Source organism: Erwinia endophytica, from assembly GCF_009295515.1.
Lineage (GTDB): Bacteria > Pseudomonadota > Gammaproteobacteria > Enterobacterales > Enterobacteriaceae > Erwinia > Erwinia endophytica.
This window is the reverse complement of record NZ_RQVV01000057.1, coordinates 176,923-189,242: the sequence shown is the minus strand read 5'-3', so window position 1 is coordinate 189,242 and position 12,320 is coordinate 176,923. Positions and strand designations below refer to the sequence as shown.

9 protein-coding genes and 1 CRISPR repeat array are annotated in these 12,320 nt (G+C 51.1%); all 9 genes read right to left on the bottom strand.

The annotated features are described in order from the left end of the window. Positions 1–42: 42 nt before the first annotated feature. On the bottom strand, positions 43–2,640 hold the full coding sequence (gene acnB / locus EH228_RS18250; RefSeq protein WP_152323041.1) for a bifunctional aconitate hydratase 2/2-methylisocitrate dehydratase: 2,598 nt from the start codon (positions 2,638–2,640) through the stop codon (positions 43–45). Between the two features lie 405 nt (positions 2,641–3,045). After that, a CRISPR array of direct repeats spans positions 3,046–3,928; the repeat unit is 29 nt; unit sequence CGGTTTATCCCCGCTGGCGCGGGGAACAC. A gap of 84 nt (positions 3,929–4,012) precedes the next feature. Further along, the gene (gene cas2e / locus EH228_RS18245; RefSeq protein WP_152323040.1) at positions 4,013–4,306 is read right to left on the bottom strand and encodes a type I-E CRISPR-associated endoribonuclease Cas2e; all 294 of its coding nucleotides are present in this window, start codon (positions 4,304–4,306) and stop codon (positions 4,013–4,015) included. Positions 4,307–4,308: 2 nt separating this feature from the next. Then, on the bottom strand, positions 4,309–5,226 hold the full coding sequence (cas1e, locus tag EH228_RS18240; RefSeq protein WP_152323039.1) for a type I-E CRISPR-associated endonuclease Cas1e: 918 nt from the start codon (positions 5,224–5,226) through the stop codon (positions 4,309–4,311). A gap of 45 nt (positions 5,227–5,271) precedes the next feature. After that, positions 5,272–5,871: a type I-E CRISPR-associated protein Cas6/Cse3/CasE gene (gene cas6e, locus EH228_RS18235; RefSeq protein WP_152323038.1), complete on the bottom strand. Its 600-nt coding sequence runs from the start codon at positions 5,869–5,871 to the stop codon at positions 5,272–5,274. Beyond that, on the bottom strand, positions 5,858–6,526 hold the full coding sequence (gene cas5e / locus EH228_RS18230; RefSeq protein WP_152323037.1) for a type I-E CRISPR-associated protein Cas5/CasD: 669 nt from the start codon (positions 6,524–6,526) through the stop codon (positions 5,858–5,860). Before cas5e ends, cas6e begins: the two co-directional genes overlap by 14 nt. A gap of 1 nt (position 6,527) precedes the next feature. Next, the gene (gene cas7e, locus EH228_RS18225) at positions 6,528–7,628 is read right to left on the bottom strand and encodes a type I-E CRISPR-associated protein Cas7/Cse4/CasC (protein ID WP_152323036.1); all 1,101 of its coding nucleotides are present in this window, start codon (positions 7,626–7,628) and stop codon (positions 6,528–6,530) included. 17 nt (positions 7,629–7,645) lie between these two features. Continuing rightward, entirely contained in the window at positions 7,646–8,098 is a 453-nt protein-coding gene (gene casB, locus EH228_RS18220) for a type I-E CRISPR-associated protein Cse2/CasB (protein ID WP_152323035.1), read from the bottom strand. Positions 8,099–8,111: 13 nt separating this feature from the next. Then, the gene (casA, locus tag EH228_RS18215; RefSeq protein ID WP_152323034.1) at positions 8,112–9,605 is read right to left on the bottom strand and encodes a type I-E CRISPR-associated protein Cse1/CasA; all 1,494 of its coding nucleotides are present in this window, start codon (positions 9,603–9,605) and stop codon (positions 8,112–8,114) included. Further along, positions 9,602–12,241 (bottom strand): CRISPR-associated helicase/endonuclease Cas3, encoded by a 2,640-nt coding sequence (cas3, locus tag EH228_RS18210; protein WP_152323155.1) that lies wholly within the window; start codon positions 12,239–12,241, stop codon positions 9,602–9,604. The genes casA and cas3 overlap by 4 nt, the downstream gene beginning before the upstream one ends. Between the last annotated feature and the right edge of the window lie 79 nt (positions 12,242–12,320).

Below are 12,320 nucleotides of genomic sequence, written 5' to 3'. Positions count from 1 at the left end.
TAAAATAAATAAGGGAGACCGGTTGATCTCCCTTGTTGGCCATTATACGGCGGTCTGGAATATCACGCCGTCAGCTTTGTCAGTGTACTGACTCAACTGGTCGAAGTTGAGATAGCGATAGGTGTCCACCGCGGTCTTATCAACCTGCGCCATAAACTGCTGGTACTCATCCGGGGTGGGCAATTTACCCAGCAACGCCGCCACCGCCGCCAGTTCAGCTGACGCCAGATAAACATTGGCTCCGGTGCCAAGACGGTTCGGGAAGTTACGGGTTGAAGTGGACACCACCGTCGCCCCGTCCTGTACCCGCGCCTGGTTCCCCATACACAGCGAACAGCCCGGGATCTCAATACGCGCCCCACTCTTACCGAAGACGCTGTAATAGCCCTCTTCCGTCAGTTGCGCCGCATCCATCCTGGTCGGCGGCGCCACCCACAGACGGGTGGGTAGCTGGCCTTTGTGGCTGTCCAGCAGTTTACCTGCCGCACGGAAATGACCAATATTAGTCATGCAGGAGCCAATAAAGACCTCATCGATCTGCTCACCCTGTACTTCTGACAGCAGGCGGGCATCGTCCGGATCGTTCGGCGCGCACAGGATCGGTTCGTTGATCTCCGCCAGATCTATCTCGATAACCGCAGCGTATTCCGCATCCGCATCGCCTTCCAGCAATTGCGGGTCAGCCAGCCATTTTTCCATGCCCTGGATACGACGTTCCAGGGTGCGACGGTCACCGTAGCCTTCGGCAATCATCCATTTCAACAGCACAATATTGGAGTTCAGGTACTCGATGATCGGCGCTTTATCCAGTTTGATAGTACAACCGGCGGCAGAACGCTCAGCGGAAGCATCGGAAAGCTCAAACGCCTGCTCGACTTTCAGATCCGGCAGACCTTCAATTTCCAGAATGCGGCCGGAGAAGATGTTTTTCTTCCCTTTCTTCTCAACCGTCAACAGCCCTTGCTTGATGGCATACAAAGGGATGGCGTGCACCAGGTCTCGCAGGGTGATCCCCGGCTGCATTTTTCCTTTGAAACGCACCAGCACTGATTCCGGCATATCCAGCGGCATCACGCCGGTCGCGGCAGCAAAAGCAACCAGACCGGACCCCGCAGGGAAAGACAGCCCAATCGGGAAGCGGGTATGCGAGTCACCGCCAGTCCCCACGGTATCCGGCAACAGCATACGGTTCAGCCAACTGTGGATGATGCCGTCGCCCGGACGCAGGGACACCCCGCCACGGTTCATAATAAAATCCGGCAGCGTGTGGTGAGTCGTGACGTCAACCGGCTTAGGATAAGCGGCGGTATGACAGAAAGACTGCATCACCAGATCAGCGGAGAAGCCCAGACAGGCCAGATCTTTCAGCTCATCACGGGTCATTGGCCCGGTGGTGTCCTGAGAACCGACGGAGGCCATTTTGGGTTCGCAATAGGCGCCAGGACGAATACCGTCAGTGCCACAGGCGCGACCAACAATTTTCTGCGCCAGCGAGAAGCCACGACTGCTGGCCGCCACGTCTTTCGCCTGACGGAAGACCTTGCTGTGCGGCAGACCGAGAGACTCACGCGCTTTGCTCGTCAGGCCGCGACCAATAATCAACGGAATACGACCGCCGGCACGGACTTCATCCAGCAGAACGTCGGTCTTCAGCGCAAAGGTCGCCAGCACTTCACCGCTCTCGTGGTGCTTCACTTCGCCTTGGTATGGATAAATGTCGATAACATCACCCATATTCAGTTTTTGTACGTCCAGTTCAATCGGCAGCGCGCCTGCATCTTCCATGGTATTGAAGAAAATCGGCGCGATATTGTTGCCCAGCACCACACCGCCGCTTTTTTTATTCGGCACATACGGGATGTCATGCCCCATAAACCACAGTACTGAGTTAGTCGCGGATTTACGCGACGATCCGGTGCCAACCACATCGCCGACATAGGCCAACGGGAAACCTTTTGTCTTCAGGGCTTCGATCTGTTTGATCGGACCGATATTGCCAGGCTCGTCTGGTTCTATGCCTTCACGGGCGTTTTTCAACATGGCCAGCGCATGCAATGGGATATCAGGACGGGACCAGGCATCAGGAGCGGGAGACAAGTCATCGGTATTGGTTTCGCCGGTGACTTTGAAAACGGTGACAGTAATTTTTTCAGCCAGTTCAGGGCGGGAAAGAAACCATTCGGCATCGGCCCATGACTGCAGGATTTTTTTCGCGTGCGGGTTACCGGCTTTGGCTTTTTCTTCCACATCGTAGAAGCTGTCAAACATCAGCAGCGTGTGAGACAACGCTTTTACTGCAATGGGCGCCAGTTTTTCATCATCCAGCGCCTCAATCAGCGGGTGAATATTGTAGCCGCCCTGCATGGTGCCCAATAGCTCTACGGCTTTTTCTGGCGTCACCAGCGGAGAGGTCGCTTCGCCTTTGGCCACCGCCGCCAGGAAGCCCGCTTTCACATAGGCCGCTTCATCAACACCTGGCGGGACTCGATTAACTAACAGATCGGTAAGAAATTCTTCTTCACCCGCTGGCGGGTTTTTCAGCAGTTCAACCAGCGCGGCCATTTGGGAAGCATCTAATGGTTTAGGAACGATCCCCTGGGCTGCACGCTCGGCAACGTGCTTACGGTATTCTTCTAGCACGACGTTCTCCTCGCTCACATTGTATTGGCTTACCAGGCGCCCTCTGGTTCAGTGTGACGTGATGTGCTCATGCTGTAGGGTAAAGCGCCCGGTTCCGCGTGGGCCAGCATAGCAGGATTTCCTCGCCATGTTAATCCGTTTACAAAAAAGCAACATTATTTCGCCGCCAGGCCCCAGCGCAGAGGCAAAGCATAACCTGACGCTATTTCCAGTGGGAAATACCTCCCGGTGAGTGAGGGTGATTCACTACGCGCTATCAGGTACGCAAAACCCCAAAACATCAAACGGCTCATAATCCGTCTCTGGTTTAACTTTCGCCGGTTACCGCAATAACAGAGAGCATCCGCCAGCCTGTTCCTGGTGTGGGGAACGCTGTCGATTTACGTGATGAATTAGCTAAAAACGCGGTTTATCCCCGCTGGCGCGGGGAACACGGTATTATCGAGCACCACAACAACCGAAAACCCGGTTTATCCCCGCTGGCGCGGGGAACACCAAAAGCGTGGCCGCATTGGCTGAATAAATATCGGTTTATCCCCGCTGACGCGGGGAACACGTCGCATATCCAGCCTGGAGACCGATCTGAGGCGGTTTATCCCCGCTGGCGCGGGGAACACTGTTTCAGCAGACAGAGAGCCGCTTTTTCTCGCGGTTTATCCCCGCTGGCGCGGGGAACACCCCTGCGGGTGCGCGTGAATAACAATTACGCATGGTTTATCCCCGCTGGCGCGGGGAACACTTCGTCGTTAGATGGAAACGTGACGGGACTAACGGTTTATCCCCGCTGGCGCGGGGAACACGGTAAGATAACGGCCACTCGCGAACATGCGCCCGGTTTATCCCCGCTGGCGCGGGGAACACAGTCGTTCTCTTCCTATTTTAACCCTCGGTGGCGGTTTATCCCCGCTGGCGCGGGGAACACATACGTCCACGCCCGGCTAACTCCGGCAATTTCGGTTTATCCCCGCTGGCGCGGGGAACACACCGCCCTCCGATTAAGGCTGATGACAACGACCGGTTTATCCCCGCTGGCGCGGGGAACACGATTTCCGGCCTTTTCTTTTGCCTAAATAACCCGGTTTATCCCCGCTGGCGCGGGGAACACGTGAATAAAGTGGCTTATGCGTTCGGTGTTGGCGGTTTATCCCCGCTGGCGCGGGGAACACAATGGCGCGGCTGAACTCGCGACTCTGCCAGGCGGTTTATCCCCGCTGGCGCGGGGAACACGAATGTTGGCGAGTCTTCCCAGTCCCGCCGAGCGGTTTATCCCCGCTGGCGCGGGGAACACTCTAAATATATATCACTGATCTATAATGCTTTTTATAACGACATAAATTCTACCGATTTTTCCTGATTTTTAAAGATCGCTAACTTATTGATTATTAATGGGACTAAAAGATACTAATCTGATGCCATCCATTTCCACCGGCAAACGTCGGTTTTCCCCTAATGTCTGAAACTCAAAACCAGATTCATTATTACTTGCCCAGGCCATAACGACATTGCCTGACTCTGACAGGGAAGTGATCTGCTGCCAGATCATTTCCCTGCTACGCCGCGAAACATCTCCAACATAAACTCCAGCCCGCACCTCCAGCAACCAAACGGCCAATCGCCCTCGCAAACGAGGAGGAACGTTTTCAGTCACTACCATTAGCATGCTCATACTCATGCACTCCGGTGACCTGAATCACCAAAAGGCGCAGGTTCAGGAATGGCAACAGGCTGCGCATCTGCAGGTGGTGGCGGCGGCGATATCCCCCCTGCCGCGAGTACCTCTTCGATTAACGGAATAAGACGAGCCAGTGTTTTACTGGTCCGAAACAAATCACGACAAGCCAGCCTGACCTGCTTTTCCGGATCTTCTGGCTGGCGAGTCGCAATTTCAAATGCAGCAGGTACGACGGTTTCAAATTTAATAATATCAGCAATATCATAGATAAAAGACAATGGTTTACCACTATGAACAAACCCAATTGCCGGAGCATACCCAGCCGCCAGTACCGCTGCTTCAGTAATGCCATACAGGCAAGCAGTGGCAGCACTGATGCACTGATTAATTATGTCGCCTTTCTCCCAGTCTTTAGGATCATAGCGCCGTCCTTGCCACTTTACGCCATATTGTTTTGCCAGTAGCTGATAAATACCTTTAACCCGGACACCTTCAATACCTCTCAATTGTTCAACAGAACGTCGGGCTGGCGCTTCTTCACCAAAACGTAATTCAAACATTTTACGCACAACTTTAAGCCGTAAGTTTTCGTCAAGCGCCAGTTTGGCCTGATAAAGAAGTTTATCTGAACGCGCTCCTCCTGGCTGTCCGGAGGCATATAAACGCACACCCGCTTCGCCAACCCATACCAGTAATGTGCCAACTGTTGCTGCCAGTCGTACAGCAGCATGTGATACCCGAGTACCCGGCTCCAGCATGATGCAAGCCACTTTCCCTACCGGTATATGAGTTCGGATACCTACCGCATCGATCAGCACAAAGGCCCCATCAAGGACATCAATCTGACCAAACTTGAGAAATATCAGAGAAATACGATCTTTAAGAGGGAGTGGAACTAATGGCACAAAGGTCATACATACATCCTGTAAAAGTAGCATCAAAGCGCTTAATCTTTATTTTCAGGCCCGGGCAAGGGAAAGCAATCCGCACCCCATACTTTTGGCTGGGCCGATCCCAGAACGGACCAGTGAAATAAATTCTTCTACATGATTAACGACCAGCATTCCCTCAAAACACACGGTCTGAATTTTGCCGCTCATCCCTTTTTTATGAAATAACAGGGCGGGTTCTTTCACCATCCGGGATGATTGAAGCTGTGCGGAAACGGCCATTTTTCTCGCCAGCCACTGCATACATTCTTCCTCACTGAGTAAGGGTACACGGCAAGTTTTAATCTCTCCCCGACAATTCAATCGTCCTTGCTCGTCTTTAATACTTTTTATCGGATTAGCGCGTAAGCGAAAATAACAACGCATTCCCGCGGACAAAGACAGCTTGATCTCCTTACTGACTGACACAGTGGCGACCTTAGCTGACCGCGGTGAATGAATGGACTGAAGTAATACGTTAAGCCCACCGCTAACACTCCCCTCTTCCACTCTGAACAGGAAATCACGCTGATCCTGCGGACGATCAGGGAACAATTGCCACAGTGCGCGGTGTAACTGATAGGGATCTTTTGCCCAGCGCCAGTCAACAATCACTTTACTCAGAAACATTTTCTTCTCCCTGAATGACAAACCATGAACGTCTGGCAAACTGTCTTGGCAGCATGATTATCGGTTCATCCCGTACCGATAATCGTTGTTCATGACCGGTTAATGGCTCCTCACTATAAATTACCCCTCTGCCCGGCGTCCCAATCGCTAATGCTGAGACAGGGTTCTCAGCCATCTGAATCGTGTGAAACAAGGGTCGTGACAACGGACAACTTCGTCGCCCGAGGTAGGGGGTATAACGAGGTCGCTGCACCGCTTCACTAAGCTCAGACAATGCATAATGTTGCTCCGATGAAACAACTGTCCAGACTGCGACAGTGAAACTCGCGTCATAAAGATATTCACGCCGGGTGATGATGGTATCGTGCATCTTCAGACTTCCCTGTTTTTCTCTGGCATCTTTAACCGTATGGAAATCCGTCAGGTTAACGCAAACATAGTCAGTATGACTGTCGCAACGAACAGCAAACCGCGTGGTTTCAGCCAATTTTTGTAATGAAGCACCATCATTACGTTTAATACCGAGGCAGGCTGCCAGTAACCCCAACAGACCGCTACGGCCAGGAAAAGGAGCACTGGGACGAATGCCTTCAAATGTCGGTAGCCCCCAAGACTGCATCGGCCCGCTTAACTGCAAAATCAGATAATCTTGCATCTCAGACCTCGCCGTCTTTTCCTATCCACTGTTTAATCGCCTGCAAATCCGGCATAGATACCACCTGTTCTACCGGGGTCACCTCATCTAACACAAACTGGGCTGCTGGCCCGTTCAATCCATAACCACGAGATACTTTTGTCCAGTAGGCATTGAAAGCCTCAATGGAAGGATGGAGAAAACCTTCTTTTTTAGCTGCCACCGGTTTCTCAAAGGCATTGGCCATGGAAACCGGTAAATCAGAAAAATTAACCATCACTAAATCCGCCGGGTTAAAGGCGGCAAAGCTATGCTGTTTGGCACCGGGAATTTCCGTTGCCAGCAAATGCGCTAAATGAGCCGCAATCTCCAGTGCCTGCTGCCTTGTCGCCCCGCCCAGATTCTCCTGAAGTTGCGCCAGATTCAGGCTGGCATAACGATAAAATACGCCCGATGAAAACTCCTGAGTGCCCAGATGCGCCGCTCCGGTGCTTTCCTGCAAGTCATCAACAGCGGTAAACCAGTCAATATCCGACTCAACCGCATGAGTGGTAATGGCATGGGCCAGCGACATCGCACCGTCGACTTTACCCAGTTCACTCATCAATCCGCTGGTCGCCATCCGGCCGCTCAGCGCAACATCCACTGCGCTATTCAGCGTGGCACGGAGTCCCATTACCTGATCCTTCAGGGTCTTAGCCCATTTCTTTTCATCAGTTCCCAATGCGGCATTTTCAGGCGCACTGATTTGCTGACAAAACCAGTCGATCTCATCAATTAACCAGGGAGAAATCGCATCGTCAGCGATTTTCTCTTCATGCACCATTTTTTTGCCGCTTAGCAGGCTCAGTGTCGTATCAATAACTTCAGCAGAATATTTGTCTGACAGTTCCTGATGTACCCGATCACGCAATAACTCCAGATGAATAGTCCGGATGCTGGATCCGCTAATATGACGCTGGTAATACTCACTTTTACGAATAGCCCGTTTCAGGCTTTGACTGGAAATGCGTACACGGCGTTTACCGCCAAATACCGCATCTTTTTGCATGTTCATGTCATCACGGTTAAGACATGAAGGGCTGTGAGAGATCAGAATATGGAAATTGATAAAGTTATTCATTGCGTGTCCTTACCGGGTTATTTTTTGGAAAAAGAGAGTACAAAATCTTCCATTACAGTACGGCGATCATATTTGCTCCACCATTGCAGCTGTTTCGCCAGTGATGGCCAGTGCAATACAGGTTCTGCATGGTTCAACAGACGCCGCAATTGCACCATATCGTTGGGCGATTCCTGGCGGATTAATTGAATTATCCGCTGCATAGAAATTTTTTCGTTTTTCGCCAGCGCCTTACCCAGGCTCAGATCTTTATCATCGCTATGCTTGATAACGCCAGCGGCAAGACAAAAAATCATTCTTTGCAAAGCATAACGCTGCTCCGGCCAGCCAAACTGGCCTGCCAGCAGATAAAAAACGGGGATCTCCATCAGTTTATCTGGCGTGTCGGCTCGCCTTAATTTCGCTTTACTCCCTTTATCCAGGTCAGACCAGGCGTTATATAACGCCATTGCATCAATGGTTCGCTCCATCGTCTGGCTCTCCTTACATTTTTAAAGCGGACAATTGCTTAATTAATACTCTGCGGGCAATCGCCAGAGTAAGAATAAGTTTGGGATGATGGGTATAAGGATCAGTGATACGTTCAAATAACTGCAAACACAACATCGAAAGATGTTGATGTAACGTCTCCAATCCTTTCAGCGGTTGTTCATAATTAATCGTCGCCAGAATACGGGACACCGTTGCATCGCTTTGACGATAATACTGGCGATCCGCGACTTCATGCAGGGGTAAACCTGCACCAATGACATTGCTTTCCCGCATTCCTTCAACAAAAAGATACAGCGCTTTACGCAATGCGCTACGATATGCCAGACCAACATCAACAATCTCATTAATAATATCCAGATGGCGGTCCCAACCCTGATTAAATACCATCACTTCATGACGCCTTTCGATAATCGCCGCCTGGTTATTACGGTAACCGCCAATACTCAGATGCAGTGTTTTACCATTAGCCAGTTGCCGCCCCTGTTTAACCACCAGCGCCGGACTCCGGCCTTCCTGTTTCTTCTCTAATTGCTGAGTGATCAACAGCCGACTCACTTGTGTCCAGCACGGTACTGGTTGCGTGAAACCAATATGGCGTGTTTCTGTTATTCCCTTTTTTATTTGCATAACAACCGGAGAATGAGGATGAAGCCAGAATCCTTCAATGGTGTAATTGAATTTAGCTTTCAGAAAACTCAGATAACGCGTTTCAACTATCGCGCCACAGCCGCTGCACTGGCCGCCAGATGCGGGTGGCGATAATTCAATATGGGCAGGCTGCCAGAACAGGCCGCGCGCCAGCCCGATACTTTGCGCATGAATTTTTTCATTACTGGCTATCGGCTGCTGCCAGGTGAACGAGTGGTGAAGTTGTTGCTGCCAGTCAGGATAATGTTTATCCAGATTTTCTGCGGTTAATACATTCATCCATAGCGTCGTACGCAGGCACCGTTGCTGAATCAACGTTGTCATCGGGGCCCCACCCCGCAGACCACTTTTAAACCCGCCGCCAAAGCCCGGCGCATTATTCGCCTGATTAAACAAGGCGATGGCAGCGCAGCCACCGCAGAGTGCGTCTCCCTGTCCGGGTTGATTGACGAAAGCACAACTGGTGGATCCGGTTAAACCAACCAGTAATTTATCCATCCCGGTTAATTCTTTGGCCGTTACCCCTCTGACCTGCATAAAAGGATGCTCTGGATGGTTTAAATCGAAGCTTTGCTCCCAGCCCGCAATGCCAGCGATAAATTCATGTTCAGAGAGCGGCTGCTGGATATGCTGTAATATCTGCGCCAACTCTTCGGGCGGCCAGAGCAGCTGTACCATGCTGATTAACAACTGGCAAGCCGCCATTTCCATATCGTCACGAGGGAGAGCAAGTAACCACGGCTGTGGATCACACAGCAGGGTCTGTAAGTTGATCTGCCTGAATTCCCCGCCAGTCAATGGCCTGACCGGGATCCAGCTGTCGGTAAGTAAATTCATGAAACTCCTCCCTGAGGATTAATGTTGCCAGCCGTCATGCCCACTTCTTCCGAATAAACCAGTCGGCAATCAGTGATTTCGGCGATCCACTGATTTTGCTGTATGGTTCCGGCAAGCCACACGACACCGTCCTGATCAGGCTCCAGTCTGAATTTTCGTTGCCAGCTTCCCGGCACATTAACCCGATTCAACGCCAATTCTTCCGGCATAGAGAACTCTGGCAAGCTGTCGAAAATTTGCCCATTGAGCAATTGTCTGCCACTGGTTGTTGCCACATAAGGGATCAGTGGCAGGCTCATCTCGCCATCACGGGTGACCGCACGAATATGGCTGTCATCATCTGCAAAAGGAATAACCTGCGCAGCCTGATTCAATACCAGCCTGGCGTTATAGCGTTTCGCCAGCTCCTGGTTTGCAAAACGTTCCATTCCTTCCGCCACCCAGGTTGGTTCCTCATCCTCACTATCATCCTGATAAACGTCATCGATCCAGTCCCGGTATGCCTGTGGAAATACCAGTGGTGATTGATCCAGCCGCTCCAGTAACTGCTGGGTACGCCACATGGCGCGAGTATTGGTGTAGATATAATTACTGTTGCCATAATCATCAGTCGGGGGAAGGATTACCGTCAGCACCGGTTGCTGACAGCCCTGGGGTCGGGACGGGCGAAAATGGCGGTGCAGACGCCCGGCGCGCTGGAACAGCAAATCGGCCGGACAGTGTTGCGTCATCAGCCAGTCAAAATCGACATCGAGAGATTGTTCCACCACCTGTGTTGCCACCAGAATACGTCCACAGCTGCGATCTCCCGATGCACCAAAATAATCCAGCGTGCGCCGTTCTTTTTTCTCGCGATCAATTAAGGTAAAGCGGGAGTGGAACAGGATTATCTCCAGTTCCGTGCTGGCGCACAGTTGCTGATATACCTGTTGAGCGACATCGACCAGGTTACAAATAAAACAGACCTGAGCACCTGATTGCGCGGCAGCTATCATCTCTTGCAATAGCTCATCGTCAGGTTGCATATCGGGAAGGTAACGTCGATCGATATTGAGATTAAAAGGCGTCGGCAGATGTTGCGGTGTCGCATTGAGATCAAAACACCGCCACTGTTCTTGCTGCTGCCAGGTCACTAATGGATATTCAACCGAGGGAGGCACGGTATTTTTATTACCATAAGTCGCCAGTAGCCGCTGTTTCAGGCCAACCGGTAAGGTAGCGGATAATAGCAGCGCACTTTGCCCAACTAAATATTGCTGCCGTAAGACTTCTGCTAACAGGTTGTGCATATAAGTGTCGTATGCATGTACCTCATCCACCAGCAAGATACTACGACCAATGCCGAAACCACGAATAAAACGGTGTTTTACCGGTAGCACAGAAATCAGCACCTGATCGATAGTGCAAACGCCTATCTGCCCTAAAAATGCACGTTTATTACTGCGACTAAGCCATTCACAACACTGTACCCAGGCTTCCTCATCCTGCACGTTTTTAGCACGTGATTTAATCGCAGCAAAATCACTACTGAGACGGGAATGACCATGAGCCAGAATTAAATTGGGATGCTTAAACAACCTTACCGCCAGTTTTTCCAGACGATTTAACATAGCGTTTGCTGTCGCCTGGGTGGGGAGCGCAAAGATAATACTGTCGGCATTACCGCTGGCTAACAACCGCCAGGCATAGGCCAGGGCCGTTTCCGTTTTTCCCGACCCGGTCGGGGCTTCAATAATGGTCAGTCCCGGCTGTTGCGGTAAATCATCAACCAGTGTCTGGAGCTGGCGAGGCTGCTGCCCCTTATCCAGTAATCCCGCCAGACCGCGCCAGGGATTGACAATCCCGAGCAGGCCGCTGCGTTGCAACACGGCTGGCGCATCCACTGTATAGCGGCGAGAGAAATACTCATCCAGGGGGGCCGGCTCCGACTGATAGCAAAACGTATCTTCAGTGCTCCAGGAACCCAGCCAGTCAGAGACAGAACAGAACCCTGCCAGTAATGGTGAGCAGTCAGGGGGATCGTCATTTAAAGAAAGATCTGCCGGGTGTAAAAATAACGCTGCCAACGCGTCCACCCATGCCAGACGGGCCTGTTTATCCTTTTCACCCGGTGATTTCTGCGAGAAAGGAAGGGCCAATTCAGCAATATCGGTATCGGTATGCCGATAGATATAGCCATGATGCCCGGCGACAGCTTCCATCCAGAAAAGCCATTGCTGTTTAGGATGAAGATTAAACGAAATAAGAGAACCGTCGTAATCATCATCACTGTCAAAATCTTTTTTGAACCAGTACAATCCGCCCAGGCCATGATCCCATTTTGTTCCAGCCGCTTTTCCCCCTGCCTGCTCTGGGTTTAATGCCGTCCACGCAGACCAACATTTCGCCTGGAAACGTATATCCCATTTACCCAAATCATGTAACGCAACAAAAAAAAGTAGCCATCCACGATATTTTTGCTCGGAATAACCACGGCAAAACTGTTTTCTCAGCGCAGGGGCATGATCCCACCAATATGCAGCAACTGACGCAACATCCAGGCAATGGTAAGGTAATAAATGACAATTAACAGAGCCATTATCATTATCCCGAACTGCTTTCCCCCAATAACGGTAAAGCGCCATCGCCGCAGACATCATAAAAACCCCATTTTTATGCAATGAGATATTTATAAACAAAACAAAAAAAATAATCAATAAGGAAAACTCTTCCTCA